This is a genomic window from Caulobacter sp. GW821-FHT12F03 (genome assembly GCF_058806855.1).
The window spans coordinates 22037-40561 of sequence record NZ_JBXAQC010000004.1 but is presented as its reverse complement, the minus strand read 5'-3'; the positions used below and the strand labels follow the sequence as shown (position 1 = coordinate 40561).

The 18525-nt window shown below is 70.6% G+C and carries 21 protein-coding genes; 12 read left to right on the top strand and 9 right to left on the bottom strand.

The genetic code is table 11. The annotated features are described in order from the left end of the window. Positions 1 to 68 precede the first annotated feature (68 nt). On the bottom strand, positions 69 to 725 hold the full coding sequence (locus tag AC1RN0_RS11380; RefSeq protein WP_492787547.1) for a J domain-containing protein: 657 nt from the start codon (positions 723 to 725) through the stop codon (positions 69 to 71). A gap of 52 nt (positions 726 to 777) precedes the next feature. Between AC1RN0_RS11380 and AC1RN0_RS11375 the strand changes: the two genes are divergently transcribed. Then, the gene (locus AC1RN0_RS11375; protein WP_492787546.1) at positions 778 to 1047 is read left to right on the top strand and encodes a BolA family protein; all 270 of its coding nucleotides are present in this window, start codon (positions 778 to 780) and stop codon (positions 1045 to 1047) included. A 129-nt stretch (positions 1048 to 1176) separates the two neighbouring features. On the opposite strand, the gene AC1RN0_RS11370 is transcribed toward AC1RN0_RS11375, so the two are convergent. From AC1RN0_RS11370 to AC1RN0_RS11355, 4 genes are all read right to left on the bottom strand, one after another. Continuing rightward, positions 1177 to 1542 (bottom strand): response regulator, encoded by a 366-nt coding sequence (locus tag AC1RN0_RS11370; protein ID WP_492787545.1) that lies wholly within the window; start codon positions 1540 to 1542, stop codon positions 1177 to 1179. Between the two features lie 96 nt (positions 1543 to 1638). Next, positions 1639 to 2940, bottom strand: coding sequence for an HlyC/CorC family transporter (locus AC1RN0_RS11365; RefSeq protein ID WP_492787544.1), 1302 nt, complete (start codon positions 2938 to 2940; stop codon positions 1639 to 1641). Continuing rightward, positions 2937 to 4049 carry a 3-dehydroquinate synthase gene (gene aroB, locus AC1RN0_RS11360; RefSeq protein WP_492787543.1) on the bottom strand — a complete coding sequence of 371 codons (1113 nt, stop codon included), beginning with the start codon at positions 4047 to 4049 and terminating at the stop codon, positions 2937 to 2939. Before aroB ends, AC1RN0_RS11365 begins: the two co-directional genes overlap by 4 nt. Further along, positions 4046 to 4600, bottom strand: coding sequence for a shikimate kinase (locus AC1RN0_RS11355; protein ID WP_492787542.1), 555 nt, complete (start codon positions 4598 to 4600; stop codon positions 4046 to 4048). Before AC1RN0_RS11355 ends, aroB begins: the two co-directional genes overlap by 4 nt. Positions 4601 to 4700: 100 nt before the next feature. Between AC1RN0_RS11355 and AC1RN0_RS11350 the strand changes: the two genes are divergently transcribed. The 6 genes from AC1RN0_RS11350 (at position 4701) to AC1RN0_RS11325 (ending at position 9731) form a co-directional block, all read left to right on the top strand. Then, entirely contained in the window at positions 4701 to 5867 is a 1167-nt protein-coding gene (locus AC1RN0_RS11350) for a hypothetical protein (protein ID WP_492787541.1), read from the top strand. Further along, positions 5864 to 6772 carry a tyrosine recombinase gene (locus AC1RN0_RS11345; RefSeq protein ID WP_492787540.1) on the top strand — a complete coding sequence of 303 codons (909 nt, stop codon included), beginning with the start codon at positions 5864 to 5866 and terminating at the stop codon, positions 6770 to 6772. The genes AC1RN0_RS11350 and AC1RN0_RS11345 overlap by 4 nt, the downstream gene beginning before the upstream one ends. A gap of 51 nt (positions 6773 to 6823) precedes the next feature. Continuing rightward, a complete protein-coding gene (locus AC1RN0_RS11340) occupies positions 6824 to 7042 on the top strand; it encodes an alkylphosphonate utilization protein (protein WP_492787539.1) in 219 nt (72 codons plus the stop codon). Positions 7043 to 7054: 12 nt separating this feature from the next. Continuing rightward, positions 7055 to 8080, top strand: a complete 1026-nt coding sequence (locus AC1RN0_RS11335; protein ID WP_492787538.1) for a mechanosensitive ion channel family protein — start codon at positions 7055 to 7057, stop codon at positions 8078 to 8080. Between the two features lie 63 nt (positions 8081 to 8143). Next, entirely contained in the window at positions 8144 to 9193 is a 1050-nt protein-coding gene (locus AC1RN0_RS11330; RefSeq protein WP_492787537.1) for an HpcH/HpaI aldolase/citrate lyase family protein, read from the top strand. Positions 9194 to 9368: 175 nt separating this feature from the next. Beyond that, a complete protein-coding gene (locus AC1RN0_RS11325; protein ID WP_492787536.1) occupies positions 9369 to 9731 on the top strand; it encodes a hypothetical protein in 363 nt (120 codons plus the stop codon). Between the two features lie 40 nt (positions 9732 to 9771). Here the strand turns inward: AC1RN0_RS11325 and AC1RN0_RS11320 are convergent, their stop codons facing one another. Both AC1RN0_RS11320 and AC1RN0_RS11315 read right to left on the bottom strand, forming a co-directional pair. Beyond that, positions 9772 to 10587: a thioesterase family protein gene (locus AC1RN0_RS11320; RefSeq protein ID WP_492787535.1), complete on the bottom strand. Its 816-nt coding sequence runs from the start codon at positions 10585 to 10587 to the stop codon at positions 9772 to 9774. 42 nt (positions 10588 to 10629) lie between these two features. Beyond that, positions 10630 to 12000 (bottom strand): cytochrome P450, encoded by a 1371-nt coding sequence (locus AC1RN0_RS11315; RefSeq protein ID WP_492787534.1) that lies wholly within the window; start codon positions 11998 to 12000, stop codon positions 10630 to 10632. A gap of 164 nt (positions 12001 to 12164) precedes the next feature. Between AC1RN0_RS11315 and AC1RN0_RS11310 the strand changes: the two genes are divergently transcribed. Next, on the top strand, positions 12165 to 12974 hold the full coding sequence (locus tag AC1RN0_RS11310; RefSeq protein ID WP_492787533.1) for an acyl-CoA thioesterase: 810 nt from the start codon (positions 12165 to 12167) through the stop codon (positions 12972 to 12974). Here the strand turns inward: AC1RN0_RS11310 and AC1RN0_RS11305 are convergent. Together AC1RN0_RS11305 and AC1RN0_RS11300 are read right to left on the bottom strand one after the other, a co-directional pair. Beyond that, positions 12971 to 13849, bottom strand: a complete 879-nt coding sequence (locus AC1RN0_RS11305; protein ID WP_492787532.1) for a dihydrodipicolinate synthase family protein — start codon at positions 13847 to 13849, stop codon at positions 12971 to 12973. The genes AC1RN0_RS11310 and AC1RN0_RS11305 overlap by 4 nt on opposite strands. 98 nt (positions 13850 to 13947) lie before the next feature. Then, a complete protein-coding gene (locus AC1RN0_RS11300) occupies positions 13948 to 14733 on the bottom strand; it encodes an SDR family NAD(P)-dependent oxidoreductase (RefSeq protein WP_492787531.1) in 786 nt (261 codons plus the stop codon). A 218-nt stretch (positions 14734 to 14951) separates the two neighbouring features. Between AC1RN0_RS11300 and AC1RN0_RS11295 the strand changes: the two genes are divergently transcribed. From AC1RN0_RS11295 to AC1RN0_RS11280, 4 genes are all read left to right on the top strand, one after another. Then, entirely contained in the window at positions 14952 to 15914 is a 963-nt protein-coding gene (locus tag AC1RN0_RS11295) for an acetyl-CoA carboxylase carboxyltransferase subunit alpha (protein WP_492787530.1), read from the top strand. Next, positions 15911 to 16378 (top strand): lysozyme inhibitor LprI family protein, encoded by a 468-nt coding sequence (locus tag AC1RN0_RS11290; protein WP_492787529.1) that lies wholly within the window; start codon positions 15911 to 15913, stop codon positions 16376 to 16378. The genes AC1RN0_RS11295 and AC1RN0_RS11290 overlap by 4 nt, the downstream gene beginning before the upstream one ends. Positions 16379 to 16456: 78 nt before the next feature. Continuing rightward, positions 16457 to 17434, top strand: coding sequence for an NAD(P)H-dependent flavin oxidoreductase (locus AC1RN0_RS11285; RefSeq protein WP_492787528.1), 978 nt, complete (start codon positions 16457 to 16459; stop codon positions 17432 to 17434). Between the two features lie 149 nt (positions 17435 to 17583). Next, positions 17584 to 18396 carry an alpha/beta fold hydrolase gene (locus tag AC1RN0_RS11280; protein ID WP_492787527.1) on the top strand — a complete coding sequence of 271 codons (813 nt, stop codon included), beginning with the start codon at positions 17584 to 17586 and terminating at the stop codon, positions 18394 to 18396. The last annotated feature ends 129 nt before the right edge of the window (positions 18397 to 18525 follow it).

Genomic DNA, 18525 nt, shown 5'->3' with positions numbered 1-18525 from the left:
ATGACGATCATAGGTATTCGTCATCCTGAGGAGCGATCCCTCAGGATCGCGTCTCGAAGGACGCACGGTCAGGCCAGCCCGGACTTCTTCAGCGTCTTCCAGGCCTTCAGCACGCGCTGCAGCTTGTGCTCGGCGCTGCGGTCGCCGCCGTTGGAGTCGGGGTGGCACTTCTTGACCAGCTCGGTGTAGCGCGTGCGGATCAGGGCCTTGTCGGCGGTGTCGGGCAGGTCGAGGTCGGCGAGGGCCCCGCGCTCCATCTTGCCCAGCTGGCGGCCGTCGGCGCGCACGCCGGTACCCTCGACGCCGGAACGGTCCGCGCGGCCGAAGCCGAACAGGCTGAACGGGTCGTTCCAGCCCATCGGCCCCTTGGCCTGGGCGGCGGCCTCGCGCGAGCGGTTGGAGGCCTTGAAACTCCAGGTCGGCCGCTCGCCGGTGGCGCGCGCGGCCTGGGCCTGGGCGATGGCGTCATCGCTCATGCCGGCGAAGAAGTTCCACGCCTTGTTGTACTCGGCCGCGTGCGGCTGGCAGAAATGATAGAACTGCCCCGGCATGTCGCGGGCCTTCGGCGCCCGGGCCGTGGCGACGGCCAGGCAGTCGGGATGGTCACAGCGACGCTCGCCCGGCTTGAGGGCGTTCACGTCCGCCTCCGCCTCGGCCTCCCCGGGTTTGGGGGGACGGACACGGATGTCGACAAAGCGGGGTCGGTATTGAAAGGCGTTCGCCATGAGCCGAAGTATGAGGCTCAACCTTTCTCATTCAAGAATTGACCTTCGAAAAATGCCCTCCATATCTGACTCTATCCGCACAAAACTGGCCGACGCCTTCTCGCCGACCCGCCTGGAGGTCGTCGACGACTCCGCGCGGCATGCCGGACACGCCGGCGCCCGACCGGGCGGGGAGAGCCATTTCAACGTGGTGATCGAGGCGGACGCCTTCGCCGGCCAGTCGAAGGTGGCCCGCCAGCGGCAGGTCTACGGCGTGCTGGCCGAGCTTCTGGCCGGACCGGTGCACGCGCTGTCGCTCAAGGCGCTCGCGCCGGGGGAGTGAGCGCGGCGCCAGTTCGGGGACAGTTTACCGATTTCAGGCTCGCGCCCTGACGTTCCGACGACGCGGGTGAAATCGGTAAACTGTCCCCGAATTGATCCGGCCTTCGCCGGGATGAGCGGGAATTGTGAACTACAGCTTCAGCCCGGCGAGAGCCTTTTCCAGGTCGGCCTGGCGGAAGGGCTTCTGCAGCATCGGGGCGCCGCGATGGGCGTCGCTGAGGCCGCTGTCGCCGTAGCCGCTGGCGAAGATGAACGGCACGCCGCGGGCCTTGAGCGCGTCGGCGACCGGAAAGATCGGCTGGCCGCCGAGATTGAGGTCCAGCACCGCCGCGTCGATCGCCGCGCCGGTGGCCAGGGGCATGGCCTCATCGATCGTCGGGGCCGGGCCGACGACGCTGCAGCCGAAGTCGGCCAGCATGTCCTCCAGCAGCATCGAGACGAGCATCTCGTCCTCGACGACGAGAACCCGCAGTCCGGTCAGTGTCGTATCGGTCACCACAAGCCCCCCGCCGGCCCGTACACGCCGGTCAGCCAGTCGCGCCCAGGCGCGATCAGCGTCAACGCGTCGGTTACCGTTCGGTTCCGAAGATAATCAGCCGGAGTCGATCCAGCCCCCGTCGGCGTCCATCCGCGGGCTGATGCGCAGCTCCGTAATCTGGTTGCGGCGGCGGCGGGCGACCTCGAAGCGGTGCTGGAAGACCGTGAAGGTCTCGCCTTCCTCGGGGATCTTCTCGACCTCCTGGATCAGCAGGCCGGCGATGGTCACGGCCTGGTCGTCGGGCAGGTCCCAGTCGAGCGCGCGGTTCAGGTCGCGCACCGTCACCGTGCCGGCCGTCTCGACCCAGCCGTCGGGCTGGACCTTGACGCCCTCGACGGCCGCGTCGTGCTCGTCGTCGATCTCGCCGACGATCTCCTCGAGGATGTCCTCCAGCGCCACCACGCCCTGCAGGCCGCCGTACTCGTCGACCACCAGGGCGAAGTGGTTGCGCTTCTTGAGGAAGGCGTTGAGCTGGTCCTTCAGTTTGGTCGTCTCCGGCGTGAACCAGGGCTTGCGGGCCAAAGCCATGACGTCGAGCGTGTCGAGGTCGACGCCCGTCTGCGCCATGACCTTGACCAGATCGCGCACGTGCAGCACGCCGACGATGTTGTCCGGGTCGTCGCGCCACAGCGGCAGGCGGCTGTGGTTGCAGTCCAGCGCATGCTGCACCAGCTCGCGCGGCGGCAGGCCGGCGTCGAGCATCTCGACCGACTTGCGGTGGACCATGACCTCCGAGACGTCCATCTCCGACAGGTCCAGCACCCCGCCCAGCATGCGGCGGTCGCGGCTTTCGACCACGCCTTCGGAGTGGTGGTACTCGACCGCGCCGCGGATCTCCTCGTGGGCCGCCAGGACATCGGTCTCCATCGACAGGTTGATGCCGAACGGCCGCAGGGTCTGGCGCACGACCCACTGGGCCCCGCGCGCCAGCGGACCGAAGATGCGCACCAGCCAGTAGGTCGGCAGCGACAGGAAACGGGCCACGATCTCGGGCCGGGTGATGGCCAGGGTCTTGGGCAGGATCTCGCCGAAGATCACCACCAGCACCGTCATGATCACCGTCGAGGCGACGACCCCGATCGGGCCGGGGAACGCCGCCGCCAGCACGCTGGTCGTCAGGGCCGAGGCCCCGATGTTGACCACGTTGTTGGACAGCAGGATGGCGCCGATCATGTTCTCCTGGTCGCCCATCATCCGGTTGACGCGGGCGGCGCTGCGGTCGCCGTCGCGTTCCAGCTGGTGCATGCGGCCGCGGCTGGCGGCGGTCATCGAGGTCTCGGCGGCGGAGATCAGGGCGCCGATGCCCAGCAGGATGATCAGGGCCGGGGCCAGGGTCAGAATGAGGGCCGCGATCACGGCTTGGCTCCTTGTTCGATCAGGAAGCGGCGCAGGGCGTCCGGATCGACCCCTTTCGCCGTGAACGCCTCGCCGATGCGGCGGGCGAGAATGAAGGTCAGGGCGCCGCCCTCGGTCTTCTTGTCCTGGCCCATGTGATGGATCAGGCGGTCGGCGCTGAACGGATGGCCGGGCACGTCCTTCATGCCCGCGGGCAGGCCGGCGGCGGTCAGGGCCCGCTCGACGCGGGCCGCCTCGGCCGGGTCGCACAGGCCGAGCGCCGCGGAGAAGCGGAAGGCCAGGTCGCAGCCGGCGGCGACCGCCTCGCCGTGCTTGAGCGTCTCGCCGTAGCCGGTCTCGGCCTCCAGCGCGTGGCCGAAGGTGTGGCCGAGGTTGAGCAGGGCGCGGCGGCCCTGTTCCTTCTCGTCCTCGGCGACGATCTCGGCCTTCATCTCGACGGACCGCCCGACGGCGTGGGTCAGGGCCTCGATGTCGCCGGCCAGCACGGCCGCGCCGTGCGCCTCCAGCCAGCTGAAGAAGGCCTCGTCGCCGAGCATGCCGTACTTGATCACCTCGGCGTAGCCGCAGGCCATCTCGCGCGCGGGCAGGGTGGCCAGCACGTCGAGGTCGGCCAGCACCAGCCGGGGCTGGTGGAAGGCGCCGATGAGGTTCTTGCCGCGCGGGGTGTCGATGGCCGTCTTGCCGCCGACCGAGCTGTCGACCTGGGCCAGCAGGCTGGTCGGAACCTGGATGAAGTCGATGCCGCGCTTGTAGATCGCCGCCGCGAAGCCCGCGAGGTCGCCGACCACGCCGCCGCCGAAGGCCACGATCACGTCGCCCCGGTCGAGCTGCAGGTCGAGCAGCTGGTCCGACAGCGAGGCCAGGCCCTCGAAGCTCTTGCTCTCCTCGCCGGCGGGCACGGTGATCACGTCGACGGCCACGCCGGCCCGTTCCAGCGAAACCGACAGCCGCTCGCCGTGATGCGCGCCGACGTTGGAGTCCGTGACGATGGCCGTGCGCCTGGTCTTCAGCAGCGGGGCGATGTGTTCGCCCGCCCGGTCGATCAGGCCGGGGCCGACGATCACGTCGTAGGACCATCCGCCGAGGGCGACGGGAATGCTGCGGGTCAAGTCGGGGCTCCGGCGATGTAGTCGGTCAGGGCGCGCAGGACGGCCTCGACGGCCTCCTGGTGCGGGGTGTCGCTGGTCTCGACGGCGATGTCGGCCTGGGCGTAGATCGGGTCGCGGACCGCGGCCAGCTCGGTCAGCACCGCCAGCGGATCCTTGCCGCGCACCAGCGGCCGGGTGTCCTTGCGGCCGATGCGGCGCGCCAGCAGCGGCAGGTCGGCCTTCAGCCAGACCGAGATCGCCCGCTCCTTGATCAGGGCGCGGGTCTCGTCATTGATGAACGCCCCGCCGCCGGTGGCCAGCACATGCGGGCCCTCGTCGAGCAGCCGGGCGATCACCCGGCGTTCGCCGTCGCGGAAAGCGGCCTCGCCCATCGAGGCGAAAATGTCGGAGATCGACTGGCCGGCGGCGGCCTCGACTTCGGAGTCGGCGTCGCGGAACGGCAGGTTCAGCGCCGAGGCCAGCCGGCGGCCGATACTGCTCTTGCCCACGCCCATGAGTCCGACGAGGGCGATGGTCTTGCGGCGGAGTCTTGGGTCGGCGGTCATGGCCATGCTTGGCTTACACGACTGCGGGCGGTTGAGCCAAGTTTCAGGATGGCATTCCGTCAGGCATAATCGCCGGATGCACAGTCGCCGGTCTGTCCGTTCCGCGTTGGCCCTCGCCGTTTCGCTGGTTTGCGCCGCACCAGCCGTCGCCCAGGTGGCGGTGTCGACGCTGGCGCCGCCCGACTATTTCTCGCTCGGCGACCGCGAGAGCGGCCTGCCGGCGGACTTCTGGGCGGGAACCTCGCCGGCGCTGCTGCGCGACAGCCTCCCGCAGATCGGCCGCAAGCCCCTGTCGCCCGCCGCGACGGTGTTCGCCGGCTGGGTGCTGGGGGGCGGGGTGGCCGGGCCCGAGGGCGCGGGCCGTGATCCGGAGGTCGCCGCCGCCCGGGTGCAAGCGCTGCTGGCGCTGGGCCAGACACGCACCGCCTGGGCCGCCGTCGAGCGGGCGCCGAACGTCACCACCAACGCCGCCCTGGCCCAGGCCGCCGCGGAGGCGGCGCTGGTCAACAGCCAGGATGACGCCGCCTGCCGCATCTCCGACCAGCTGACGGTCAATCGCGGCGAGCTCTACTGGCTGCGGCTGCGGGCCTTCTGCCAGGCGGTCGCCGGCCAGGCCGAGGCGGCCCAGCTGACCTTCACCCTCGCCGGCGAGAAGGCGAAGGATCCCGTCTACGGCCGACTGATGGGCGCCCTGCTGGCCGGGGCGGGCGATCCCGGCGCGGCCTCGCTGCGCAACGGACTGGACTATGCCCTGTCGCGCAAGCTGGGACTCGATCCGCAGGCCGCGAAGGCGACCGCCTCCCCGGCCGTGGCCGCGGTGCTTTGGCCGGCCGCGCCGACGCCCGACACCGAGGCGGTGACCGTCGCCCGTTCGCTGATCGCCAGCGCGACCACCACGCCGGCCCTGTTCGACAGCCTGCTGGACGAGGCCGATGCGGCGACGCCGAAGGCGCGGCCGGTGCTGATCGGGCGCATCCTGCTGCTGGAGGCGATGGGCGGCCGGCCCGGTCCCGACGCCCGCGCCCGACTGGCGAAGGCGGATGTCGGCAGGAGCGCGGCCTCGCCGGCGCTGCTGCTGGCGCTCGACCGGGCCGCCGAAGCGGGCCTCAAGGGCGAAACCGCGATGGCGGCCCTGCTGATCGCGTCCGACGCCGGAGTCGCCGGCCCGGGCGCGCCCGACCGCGCCCGCATCGTCGCGGCCCTGCGCAAGGTCGGCCTGACCGGTCCGGCCGAGGCCTTCGCCGTCGAGGGCCTGCTGGTCCCGGCCCGATGAGCCAGGCCTGGGCCGAGGCCTTCCTGGAAATGATGGCCGTCGAGCGCGCCTCCGCGCGCAACACGCTCACGGCCTACGGCAAGGACCTGACCGACGCGACGGCGTTCCTGAAGGCGCGCGGCCAGGACCTGTCGACCGCCTCGGCGGAGGATATCGAGGCCTATTTCGCGGCCATGGGCGCGGCCGGCCTGTCGCCGGCGACGGCGGCCCGGCGGCGGGCGGCCGTGCGGCAGTTCTACCGCTTCGTGCTCGGCGAGGGCTGGCGGAGCGACGATCCCTCCCGCCGCGTCGAGGCGCCCAAACAGGGCCGTCCGCTGCCCAAGGTGCTGTCGCGCGACGAGGTAGAGCGGCTGATCGCCGCCGCCGCCGCGAAGGACGGGGCCCAGGGTCTGCGTCTCGCCTGCCTGATCGAGATGACCTACGCCTCGGGCCTGCGGGTGTCCGAGTTGCTGGCCCTGCCGCTGACGGCGCTGGCGCGCGATCCGGCCTTCCTGATGGTCAAGGGCAAGGGCGGCAAGGAGCGGCTGGCTCCGCTGAACGACGCGGCGCGAACGGCGGTCAAGGCCTGGCTCGAGGTGCGCAAGACCTTCATCCCCAAGGGCGACGCCGCCAATCCCTGGCTGTTCCCGTCGCGCGGCAAGGGCGGGCGGCTGACTGCGCGGCGGTTCTCGCAGCTGCTGGAGGAGGCGGCCGCCGGGGCCGGCATCGACCCGGCCCGGGTCAGCCCGCACGTTCTGCGCCACGCCTTCGCCACCCACCTGCTGGAGGGCGGCGCCGACCTGCGCGTCGTCCAGACCCTGCTGGGCCACGCCGACATCGCCACCACCCAGATCTACACCCACGTCGCCGGCGAACGGCTGGCCGAGGTGGTCCGGACCAAGCATCCGTTAGCGAAAAAGCCCTGACGCATGTTAGGGCCTTTCGCGACTCTCCCGGCTCTTTCAAGGAATACCCCCATGTCGGAAACCCGCGACAGCAACGGCGCCATCCTGGCCGACGGCGACAGCGTCACCCTGATCAAGGACCTCAAGGTCAAGGGCTCGGGCGGCGTCACGCTCAAGCGCGGCACCATGGTCAAGAAGATCCGCCTGACCGGCGACCCCGACGAGATCGAGGCCAACGTCGACAAGGTGAAGGGTCTCGTGCTGCGGACCGAGTTCATCAAGAAGGCGTAGGAGCCCGCGCGCATGGACAAGGACCTGCAGGCCCTCGGCAACATCGACAAGCTGGTGTTGTTCAACATCGGCAAGACGCAGGTCACGTCCGGCGGCCTGATCGCGGCGGTCCTGACGGTCGTCGTGGCCCTGGTCGCGGCCCGACTGGTCAGCCTGGCGATGCAGCGCGTACGGGCCAGGGCCACGCGCGGCGGGGCCGGCCTCTACATCGTCGAGAAGCTGTCGGTGTACGGCCTGGTCGTGTTCGGCGCGATCGCCGGGGTGTCGACGCTGGGCGTCAACCTGTCGTCGCTGGCCGTGTTCGGCGGGGCGCTGGGCGTCGGCGTGGGCCTCGGCCTGCAGGGCGTGGTCAAGGAGTTCGTCTCCGGCATCGTGCTGATCTTCGACGAGTCCCTGCGGGTCGGGGACTACATCGAGCTGGAAAGCGGCCAGCGCGGCGTGATCCACGAGATCGGCGCCCGGGCGACCCGCATCCGCAACAACGACAGCGTCGACATCCTCATCCCCAACAGCCAGCTGATCCAGGGCACGGTGACCAACTGGACGCTGCGCGGGCATACGCGGCGCATCCGCATCCCGTTCCGGGCGGCCTATGGCGTCGACAAGGAGAAGGTGCGCGACGCGGTGCTGGAGGCGGCCATGGCCGTGCCCTTCACCCTGCCCGACAGCGGCACCTATCGCACCCAAGTCTGGCTGGTCGGCTTCGGCGAGTCGGGCCTGAACTTCGAGCTGGTGGTCTGGCCGAGGCTGGAGGCGGTCAAGCGGCCCAACGCCATGCAGGCGGCCTACACCTGGGCGATCGACGACGCCCTGCGCAAGGCCGGCATCGAGACCCCGGCGCCGCAGCTGGACCTGCGCGTGCGTTCGCTGTTCGGGGAGGAGGGCGACTCCGCCCGCCGCACGCTGGGCCTGCAGTCGGAGCCGGCGACGCCGACGCGCGGCCGCAAGGCGCGGACCTCAAGCAACGACGCGGTCGACGATCTGCTGCGTCCGGCCGGCGAGGACGAAGAGCCGAAGACCGAGCCGCGCAAGTCTTGACGCCCTCGCGGCGCCGCCGCAAAAGCCTTCGCAATTGCGAAAAGCAGGGACGGGGATGACGCCATGAAGACGCCGCGCGGGTTTTTCAAGCCACTGGCCATCGGCGCCCCGGCGCCGCTGCGCGATCTGCCGGTGCGGGTCGAGCGGATGATCCACTTCGTGCCGACCCACCTCGAAAAGGTCCGCGCCAAGGTTCCCGAGATCGCCCCGACCGTCGACGTGATCCTCGGCAACCTGGAAGACGCCATTCCCGCCGACGCCAAGGACGCGGCCCGCGCGGGCTTCATCGAGATGGCCAACGCCACCGACTTCGCCGGCCTGGGCGTCGGGCTGTGGACCCGCATCAACTGCCTCAACTCGCCCTGGCATCTGGACGACGTGCAGGACATCGTCGCCGGCGTCGGCGACAGGCTGGACGTGATGATGGTGCCCAAGGTCGAGGGGCCCTGGGACATCCACTACATGGATCAGTTCCTCGCCATCCTCGAGGCGAAGCATGGTCTGAAGAAGCCGATCCTGCTGCACGCCATCCTCGAAACCGCCGAGGGCGTGAACAACGTCGAGGCCATCTGCGCCGCCTCGCCGCGCATGCACGGCATCAGCCTCGGCCCGGCCGACCTCGCCGCCAGCCGGCAGATGAAGACCACCCGCGTCGGCGGCGGCCACCCGTTCTACAAGGTGATGGAAGACCCGCGCGACGATGGCCAGCCGCGCCTCAGCGCCCAGCAGGACATCTGGCACTACACCTTCGCCAAGATGGTCGACGCCTGCGCCGCCTACGGCATCAAGCCCTTCTATGGCCCGTTCGGCGACATCTCCGACGGCGAGGCCTGCGAGCAGCAGTTCCGCAACGCCTTCCTGCTCGGCTGCGCCGGGGCCTGGAGCCTGCACCCCAACCAGATCGCCATCGCCAAGCGGGTGTTCAGCCCCGATCCGGGCGAAGTGGCCTTCGCCAAGCGCATCCTCGAGGGCATGCCTGACGGCACCGGCGTGGTCATGCTCGACGGCAAGATGCAGGACGACGCCACCTGGAAGCAGGCCAAGGTGATGATCGACTGCGCGAAACAGATCGCCGCCAAGGACCCGGAATACGCGGCGCTCTACGGCCTCTGATACGCGGCGGGGACACGTACCAAAGGTACGTGTCCCCAAACCAACCGCCACTGTCGCTCGACCAGGGGACACGTACCTTCGGTACATGTCCCCTTTCCTGTTTGACCCAGCGCAACGCCCCCGGGGCATCGCCCTCGCAGACTTGGCTCGATCTCAAGCGGCAGGGGCCCTCCACATGGACATATCCCGGCGCATCGCGCGCATCGTCGGTCCCACGCTGGTCGTGCTGGCGCTGACCGAGGGCGCCAACATCCGCGTGTTCGCCGGCAATCCTGCCCAGGTCGTCTTTCTGAACGGGACGCTGCTCTTCGTGGCCGGGGTGGCGATTCTGCAGGCCTACGGGCGCTGGTCGTGGAGCCTCTCGGCGCTGGTGACGCTATCGGGGTGGGCCTTCACGATCGCCGGCGTCTACCGGATGGCGTTTCCCGCCGCGCCCCAGCTGGCCGAGGGGCCGGCAACCTTCGCCCTGCTGGCGCTGCTGACGCTGATCGGCGGGCTGCTGACGTTCAGGGGATACGGCCGCGACGGGCGGGACTGAGCCCGACGGGGCCACGCACTGAAGTGCCTGTCCCCAGGTCCTACCGTCCCGGCGTGTGCAGCATCTGGCCGGCGCCGCTGGCCAGCAGCCGGCCATCCTCGCTCCAGACCTGGCCGCTGCCGTGGATCAGGCCGCCGTGGGCCTTCTCAGAGCGGGCGTCGACCAGCAGCCAGTCCGCCCCCTGCGGATGTTCGTGGAACCAGACGGCCAGGTCCAGGCTCGGCGCGATGTAGTTGGCTTCCGGCGGCTGGGCCCGGCGATGGGCGGGCCACAGGATGGTGTCGATCAACACCAGTGAGCGGGCGCAGTCGGCGAACACATCGACCGGCTCGAAGTCGAGGAACCGCTGCCATTGCCGGATCGGCGCGCCGGGCGGCAGCTGTTGGCCCCAGGGGATCCAGACCAGCGGCCGTGTCTCGAAATTGGCCCAGAACGGATGCTTCGGCGCATCGGCGGGCAGGTAGTGCTCGTTCGGCTTGAGCTCGGCCGGCGGCGGTGACTCGGGCGGGGTCGTCGCCGACATCTCCGGGCCGCCCTCGCGGTTGGTGGTCCAGACCTGGGCGGTGAGGAACACCTTGCCCGCCTGCGACAGCTCGACGGCGAGGCAGGCTGCGGACCGACCAGCCTTCAGCACGCGCACCTCCGCCTGGGCGGGCCCGAAGGCGCCGGCCGACAGGTACTGGCAGGACAGGCTGGCCGGGCGATGCCCGTCCGGCGCCCGGGTCCCGGCGGCGCGCAGGGCGATGGCGGCGACATAGCCGCCGTTCGGCCCCCAGATCTCCCAGTCCTTCGACAGGGTGGCGGTCAGGACGCCGTCGATCTCGGCGACGGCGGTGTCTTCGTGGAATCGTCCCATGCCACTCTCAATGCGCGGGTTTTCGCGGGGGAAGGAAAGTCGTCAGCCGACGGGCTCGACCCTGAACCACGGCTCGTGGTCCGGCGCGGTGGTCACGCCGCCGACGGGCATCACCGGGCGGTCACTTTCCAGCGAGACCTCGAACCGCTCCAGCACCGTCGCCAGCATGATCGAGGCCTCGGCCAGGGCGAAGGCCGCGCCGATGCAGATGCGCGGTCCGGCGCCGAACGGCAGGTAGGCCGGCTCGCTGATCCACGGCTGGGCCTTGCCGGCGAAGCGCTCGGGCATGAAGGCGGTCGGATTGTCCCAGAAGCCGGTGTGCCGGTGCATCACCCAGGGGCTGATCCAGACGAGGCAGCCCTTGCCGAGGCTCTCGCCGCACAGCACCACCGGCTCGACCACCTGGCGCATGATGATCGGCACGGGCGGATAGAGCCGCAGCGCCTCGAGCAGCACCATCTTCAGCCGCGGCCAGTGCTGCAGGTCTTCCAGCGCGGTCACGCGGTCGGGAGTGAAGGCGCGGACCTCGGCCCGCAGGCGGGATTGTTCGGCGCCGTCAAGCGCCAGCAGATAGCTGGCCCAGAACAGCAGGCGTGAGGTGGTCTCGAAGCCGGCGAACAGCATGGTCGCGCACTGGTCGCGCACCTCGGCGTCGGACAGCGGCTGGCCGGTGGCGGCGTCGCGCACGGCCAGCAGCCGGTCGAGCATGTCGTCGTGGGTCGCGCCCGGCGGCTCGGCGCGGCGGGCGGCGACGAGCCGGTCGACGGCCGCGAACCAGCGCTTCTGGAACCGGCGGCGGGCCCCGCCGACGAAGGCGAAGTCGCTCTCGGCCCTGGCGAAGCCGTCAAAGAAGGTCGGCCGGCCGGCGGTGGCGACATAGTCGCGGACCATGGCCGCCAGTTCGACCTGCTCCGGGCCTGCCGACAGGGAGAACAGCGAACGCAGCACCGCCTCCAGCGCCGCCTGGTGGAAGGCGTCGGCGAGATTGGCGCGGGACTGGCCGGTCAGGCGCGCGGCCAGGCTGTCGGCGGCGGCGTGGAAGTGCGGCAGCAGGGACTCGACGCTGCCGGGCGTGAAGGCCGGGGCCAGCATCTTCCGCTGGCCGCGCCACTGCGCGCCCTCGGCCAGCAGCACGCCCTCGCCGGCCAGCGGCCGCACCGGCCGCACGGCGGCCAGCGGGCGGGCGTAGTGGCTCATGCCGGTCTGCATCACCTCGCGGATCGCGGGCGGGTCGTTGACCAGCAGGCTGTCGACGCCGAGCACCTTGCGGCGGCCCCAGGGGATGTCGAAGGCGTTCTTCGACCAGTTGCCGAGGGTGTTGGACAGCGTCGCCACCACCAGCCGCGGCGTCGACAGGTCCTCCGGGTGCACATAGGGCGCGGGCGGAATGATCGGTCGGGCGGGGGCGTCCATGGGGGGAGGCTAGCACCGGCGCGGTTGTTGAGGGAGGGGCCAGGGATTAGGGGCTAGGGATTAGTAAGAATCTCGCCTAGCCCCTAGCCCCTAGCCCCTAGCCCCTAGCCCCTAGCCCCTAGCCCCTAGCCCCTATCCCCCAGCCCCTGTTCCGGCCGCCCCCCATGCCCACGCCCTTCTTCGATCTCCGCGGGTCGCACAATCCGCACCGCTGGCACATGCCGTTGACGCCGCCGATCTGCGTCGGGCCGCCCGAACACCTGTTCATGTACGGCGGCATCGGCCTGGCCGCCTCGATCTCGGCGCTGGAGCAGACCTGTGGCCGGCCGGTGGTCTGGGCGACGGCGCAGTATCTGTCCTACGCCCGGCCGCCGTCGGTGGTGGACTTCGACGTCTGGATCTCGAACGCGGGCAAGTACACGACCCAGGCCCGGGTCAGCGCCCACGTCGGCGAGACCGAGGTGGTCAGCGTCATGGCCGCGCTCGGCGCCCGGCCGGACACGCGCGACCACCAGTGGCCGAAGATGCCCGACATTCCGCCGCCGGAGGAGTGCCTGCCGGTGATGCTGTGGAGCGACGACGGCGACAACCTGAACCGTCGCATCGAGCGCCGCGCGCCCGAGGGCCGCTATGACCTGAAGAACCGCAAGGGCGAGATCAGCGAGGACGGCCGCATGCAGATGTGGTTGCGCACGGTCGAGGACGTTCCGGTCGACGCGGCCATGCTGGCCGTGTTCGCCGACTATGTGCCGTCCGGTTTCGGTCACGCGCTGGGCGTCTGGGCCGGCGGCAACAGCCTCGACAACACGCTGCGCGTCCTGAAGATCGTGCCGACCCGCTGGGTGCTGGCCGAGATCTCGATCAGCGGCATCCACGCCGGCGTCGGCCACGGGGCGATGAACCTCTTCGCCGAGACCGGCGAGCTGATGGCCGTGGCCAGCCAGACGGTGATCGTGCGGGTGCGCGGAGACTAGAGGCCGGCGATCGCCGCCACGAGCCTCGTGCGCAGCTCGCCTTCCAGCGGCAGGATCGGCAGCGGCGGTTGCGCCGCCGTCAGGCCGAGGTGGTTAGCCGCCGCGTACATGGCGCGCATCCCGCCGACGACCTTGAACACCGCCCACAGGGGCGCGAAGGCGGCGTCCAGCCGGTCGGCTTCTGCGCGGTCGCCGCGCCGGGCGGCGGCGGTCAGGGCGGCGGCGCGCTCCGGGAAGAGACCGGCGGAGACGCTGAACCAGGCGTCGGCGCCGGCCAGCAGCCCGTCCTTGCAGCCCCAGTCGCCGCTGTAGCCGATCGCCAGCCGGGGCGCGGCGTCGCGATAGCGCTTCAGGTCGGCGACGATGTCGTCCTTCGGCAACGGCAGTTTGATCGCCGCGATGCTCGGGATGGCGTCTGCGAGGCGGGCGACCAGGTCCGGCTGAAAGGTGAAGTTGGTCGTCGACGGGTTGTTGTAGATGACGATCGGCGTGTCGGTCGCCTCGGCCACGGCGGCGAAGTGGCGGAACACCTCTTCCCCGGTCAGCGGCGTGTAGCTGACCGGCGCCAGCAGCAGGCCGGCCGCGCCCTCGGCGGACGCGTCCTTCGCCAGCGCCCGGGCGTGATCGGTGCGCAGGGCGCCGACGCCGACGATTACCGGGGTCTCCGCCAGCGTCTCGACCGCGACGGCCACGGCCCGGCGCCGCTCATCGCGGTCCAGGAACATGTAGGTTCCCGTGCTGCCGAGCAGGCCGACCGAATCCGCCCCGCCGGCCGCGATGCGCCGGAGAATGGCGCGCAGGTCGGCCTCGATGACCCGTCCGTCCGGCGTCGCGGGCGTGATCGGGAAGGCCGAGAGACCGGTGAAGATCGACATGCTGTTCCTCCGACGAGCGGGGCATACAGCCGCGCGCCGCGCGGCGGCTCAAGTCATGTTCCGCTTCCGATTGTGTCAGCGTTCGGTGGAGGCGCGGCCTAGGCCATCTTGCCCGGCACCACCGGGTGGCTGCTCGACAGCCCGCCGTCCACCGCGATGAACTGGCCGTTGACGTAGGAGGCGTCGTCGCTGGCGAGGAACAGGGCCACGCGGGCGATCTCTTCCGGGACGGCGGCGCGGCGCAGCGGGTTGAGCTGACCGATCTTGCCCTCGTTGCCGCGCTCGCGGGCGCGGTCGAACACCACCTGGGTCATGCCGGTCTCGGTCAGGCCCGGGCAGACGGCGTTGATCCGCACGCCCGTGCCGGCCAGCTGGTTGGCCCCGGTCTGGACGATGCTGATCACCCCGGCCTTGGAGGCGCTGTAGGGCATGCCGCCGGCGCCCGAGCGGATGCCGGCGACGCTGGCGGTGCAGATGATCGAGCCCTTGCCGCGCGCGACCATCAGCCGGGCGGCGGCCTGGACGGCCAGGAACACGCCGACGGTGTTGATGCGCAGCACCTCGGTCCAGTGCTCGGCGGTCAGCTCGAACAGGCCCGGCAGGCCGCCAGAGATGCCCGCGTTGGCGAACATGATGTCGACGCCGCCGAGCATCTCGGCCGCCTCGATGGCCTTGTTGATCACCTCGGGGGTGGCGACGTCGCCGACGATCGCCACGCCCCGGCCGCCGGCCTTCGTCACCAGCTCCAGCGTCTCGTTGACCTTGTCCGACACGTCGGCCAGCACGACGGTCGCGCCGGCTTCGGCGAACAGCTGCGCCGACGCGCGGCCGATGCCGCTGGCCGCGCCGGTGATGATGGCCACCCGGCCTTCGAGCTTGCCCATGGAGCTGTTTCCTTCAAACGGTTGTTTGACTGAACATGCCTCGTGGGCGTCCCCAAGGGAAGGGGCTAGGGACTAGGGGTTAGGGGCTAGAATTCGCCGTTGTGCCGATGCACGGACCTACTCGTCCCTAACCCCTAATCCCTAGCCCCTACCTTGCCCCCCCAACCGCCACCCTCTAGTTTCGCCCCCTCACAGGGGCAGCCCGCGTCAGGCGATTCATGGTTCAGCACTATCTCGAGTTCGAAAAACCGATCGCCGAGCTGGAAGGCAAGATCGAGGAGCTGTCGAAGCTCTCGGACACGGCCGGCGCGGGATCGTTCGACAGCGAGATCGACGCCCTGCGCGCGCGCCTCGGCGAACTGCGCAAGGACTCCTACGCCCGCCTGACGCCCTGGCAGAAGACCCAGGTCGCGCGCCATCCCGAGCGGCCGCACTTCGTCGACTACCTGGCAGGCCTGATCGACGAGTTCGTCGAGCTGCGCGGCGACCGCAAGTTCGCCGACGACCAGGCGGTGATCGGCGGCCTCGGCCGGTTCCGCGGCCAGCCGGTGATGGTCATCGGCCAGGAGAAGGGCCACGACACCACCACCCGCCTGAAGCACAACTTCGGCATGGCCCGGCCCGAGGGCTACCGCAAGGCGGTGCGGCTGATGGACATGGCCGAACAGTTCGGCCTGCCGGTGCTGACCTTCATCGACACGGCCGGCGCCTATCCGGGCCTCGGGGCCGAGGAACGCGGCCAGGCCGAGGCCATCGCCCGCGGCACCGAGCGCTGCCTGACCCTGAAGACCCCGATGATCGCCACCATCACCGGCGAGGGCATGAGCGGCGGGGCCATCGGCATCGCCGCCGGCAACAAGGTGCTGATCCTCGAGCACGCCATCTACTCGGTCATCTCGCCCGAAGGCGCGGCCTCGATCCTCTGGCGCGACGGCGCGCGGGCCAAGGACGCGGCCGAGCAGATGCACATCACGGCGCAGGATCTGATCAAGACCGGCGTGGTCGACCGGATCATCGACGAACCGCCGGGCGGGGCCCACTCCGACCCGGCCACGGCCATCCTCGCCGTCGGCGACGCCATCGAGGAAGAACTGGCGCTGCTGTCGACCCTCAGCGCCGATGAACTGCTGACCCAGCGCGCCGAGCGTTACTACGCCATCGGCCGCACGGGGGTTGCGTGAAGACGCTTCTGGCGCTGGCGGCGCTCGGCGCCCTGGTCGCCACGCCGGCCCTGGCGGTAGATACGGCCGCCGTCGAAGCCCGCTACAGCCCGGCCTTCCAGCAGTGCCTCGACTCGCCCGTCGGCCAGTCGACGATGGGGACGGTCCAGTGCATCGGCGCCGAGCTCAAGGTGCAGGACGGGGCGCTGAACGCCGCCTACCGCGCCCTCGTCGCCGACATGACGCCCGACCAGAAGGCCGGCCTGCAGAAGGCGCAGCGCGCCTGGATCGCCTTCCGCGACGCCGACTGCGCCGCACGCTACAGCCCCGACTGGGGCACGCTTTCGACCGTCACGGCCAATATGTGCGTGCTGCAGCGGACCGTGGAGCGGACACTGGAGCTTGAGGCCTTCTCGCCGGACTGGTCCGCCCCCGCGGACAGCGAACCGCCGGGTTCCGTCGGGATGATTCCGTCCCACGACTGACGCCGGTTTCCGCCTCTTGCCTGACGTGGCGTGACGTGGCCCAGACTCTCTCAAACGATTGTTCGGGAGAGGAACACCATGGCCATCAAGACCCGTTTCACGGAACTGTTCGGCGTTGAACACCCCATCGCCCAGGGCGGCATGCAGTGGGTCGGCAAGGCCGAACTCGTGGCGGCCGTGGCCAACGCCGGGGCGCTGGGCTTCATCACCGCCCTGACCCAGCCGACGCCGGAAGACCTGGCGAAGGAAATCCAGCGCACCAAGGATCTGACCGACAAGCCGTTCGGCGTGAACCTGACCATCCTGCCGGCGATCAAGCCGCCGCCCTACGCCGAGTACCGCGCCGCGATCATCGAGAGCGGGATCAAGGTCGTCGAAACCGCCGGCTACAAGCCGCAGGAGCACGTCGACGACTTCAAGGCCCACGGCATCAAGGTGATCCACAAGTGCACCGCCGTCCGTCACGCCCTGTCCGCCGAGCGGATGGGCGTGGACGCCATCTCGATCGACGGCTTCGAATGCGCCGGGCACCCGGGCGAGGATGACATCCCCGGCCTGATCCTGATCGCCGCCGCCGCCGACAAGGTGAAGATCCCGATGCTGGCCTCGGGCGGCATCGCCGACGCGCGCGGCCTGGTCGCGGCCCTGGCGCTCGGCGCCGACGGCGTCAACATGGGCACCCGCTTCTGCGTCACCCAGGAAGCGCCGATTCCGCTGGCCTTCAAGGAACAGATGGTCGCCAACGACGAGCGCCAGACCGACCTCATCTTCCGCACCCTGCACAACACCGCGCGGGTGATGCGCAACGAGGTCAGCCAGGCCGTGGTGGAGATCGAGCGCAAGGGCGGGGCCAGGTTCGAGGACGTGCAGCACCTGGTCGCCGGCACGCGGGGCCGCGACGCCCTGGCCAATGGCGACACCCAGGGCGGCATCTGGTCGGCCGGCATGGTCCAGGGGCTGATCCACGACATCCCGACCGTGCAGGAACTGGTCGACCGGATCATCTCCGAGGCCGAGGGCCTGATCCGCGGCCGCCTGGCCGGGATGGTCGTCTAGCGGGCCGTCTTTCCGGCGAGGGGTGGGCCATCCTGCCCCTCGCGACGGGACAGGCCCGTCGCCATGACCAAGGCTTAACTTCAAACCGACACGGGTCGGGCCTAGGCTTCTCCGCAAAGGAGACCGCCCTGGCCCGTTCCGCTCCCCTGTTGACGCTGCTTGCCGTCGTCGCGCTGCTGTCCGGCTGCGCGGCCAAGGTCGAGCGCTATCCCACCTCCGCCGACTATCCGGCCGGAACCATGGCGCGGGCGACCGTGCAGGCGGCCGGCCATCCCTGGAAGCTGTCGACGCTGCGCACGCCGCGCGCCGCGCCGTGGAAGGTGGTGGTGATCACCGGCACGCCGTCCTGGTCGGAATACTGGGCGCCGGTGCTGGCGGCCCTGCCGGCCCGGTTCACCATGACCGTCATCGACCGGCCCGGCTTCGCCCTCAGCGAACCGCGCGAGGTGGTCGGGTCGATCAGCGACCAGGCCGAGGCCATGTCGGCGGCGCTCGAGACCGCGCCGGGACAGAAGCTGATCCTCGTCGGCCAGTCCTACGGCGCGCCGATCGCCACCCTGATGGCGGCCCGCTATCCGGACCGGGTCCAGGCCCTGGTGCTGATGAGCCCGTTCTACGGCGACCGCGGCCGCACGGCGCGGCGGCTGACCGGGCTGGGCGGCATGGTGCGGCCGATGCTGCCGCGCGACCTGAAGAACTCCATCGCCGAGGTGCGCGGCCAGGCCCCGCAGCTGCCCGCCGCGCGGGCGGCGCTGGCCGGGCTGACGATTCCGGTGGTGGTGCTGCACGGCGAGGCGGACACCTTCGTGCCGATCGCGTCGGCCAGGGCCCTGGCGGCCGGGCGGGGGACCGCGCCGACGGCCATGGTCCCGGTGCCCGGCGGTGATCACTTCCTCAACGCCTGCTGCGTCCCGGCGCTGATCGGCGCGCTGGAGACGGCGGCGGAGATGGCTGAGGAATAATCCTCCCCGGCTTGCCGGGGAGGGGGACCATGCGAAGCATGGTGGAGGGGGCTGCGCCGAACGCTCCGGAACGACCGGACGTCTGACAGATCCGGCAGGCGCCCGGGCCGCCCCTCAGTCAGGCTCCGC

Coding starts and splice junctions, on each gene's coding strand:
- AC1RN0_RS11380 (WP_492787547.1), bottom strand. CDS start 725: ATGGCGAACGCCTTTCAATACCGACCCCGCTTTGTCGACATCCGTGTC.
- AC1RN0_RS11375 (WP_492787546.1), top strand. CDS start 778: ATGCCCTCCATATCTGACTCTATCCGCACAAAACTGGCCGACGCCTTC.
- AC1RN0_RS11355 (WP_492787542.1), bottom strand. CDS start 4,600: ATGGCCATGACCGCCGACCCAAGACTCCGCCGCAAGACCATCGCCCTC.
- AC1RN0_RS11345 (WP_492787540.1), top strand. CDS start 5,864: ATGAGCCAGGCCTGGGCCGAGGCCTTCCTGGAAATGATGGCCGTCGAG.
- AC1RN0_RS11340 (WP_492787539.1), top strand. CDS start 6,824: ATGTCGGAAACCCGCGACAGCAACGGCGCCATCCTGGCCGACGGCGAC.
- AC1RN0_RS11335 (WP_492787538.1), top strand. CDS start 7,055: ATGGACAAGGACCTGCAGGCCCTCGGCAACATCGACAAGCTGGTGTTG.
- AC1RN0_RS11330 (WP_492787537.1), top strand. CDS start 8,144: ATGAAGACGCCGCGCGGGTTTTTCAAGCCACTGGCCATCGGCGCCCCG.
- AC1RN0_RS11325 (WP_492787536.1), top strand. CDS start 9,369: ATGGACATATCCCGGCGCATCGCGCGCATCGTCGGTCCCACGCTGGTC.
- AC1RN0_RS11320 (WP_492787535.1), bottom strand. CDS start 10,587: ATGGGACGATTCCACGAAGACACCGCCGTCGCCGAGATCGACGGCGTC.
- AC1RN0_RS11315 (WP_492787534.1), bottom strand. CDS start 12,000: ATGGACGCCCCCGCCCGACCGATCATTCCGCCCGCGCCCTATGTGCAC.
- AC1RN0_RS11310 (WP_492787533.1), top strand. CDS start 12,165: ATGCCCACGCCCTTCTTCGATCTCCGCGGGTCGCACAATCCGCACCGC.
- AC1RN0_RS11305 (WP_492787532.1), bottom strand. CDS start 13,849: ATGTCGATCTTCACCGGTCTCTCGGCCTTCCCGATCACGCCCGCGACG.
- AC1RN0_RS11300 (WP_492787531.1), bottom strand. CDS start 14,733: ATGGGCAAGCTCGAAGGCCGGGTGGCCATCATCACCGGCGCGGCCAGC.
- AC1RN0_RS11295 (WP_492787530.1), top strand. CDS start 14,952: ATGGTTCAGCACTATCTCGAGTTCGAAAAACCGATCGCCGAGCTGGAA.
- AC1RN0_RS11285 (WP_492787528.1), top strand. CDS start 16,457: ATGGCCATCAAGACCCGTTTCACGGAACTGTTCGGCGTTGAACACCCC.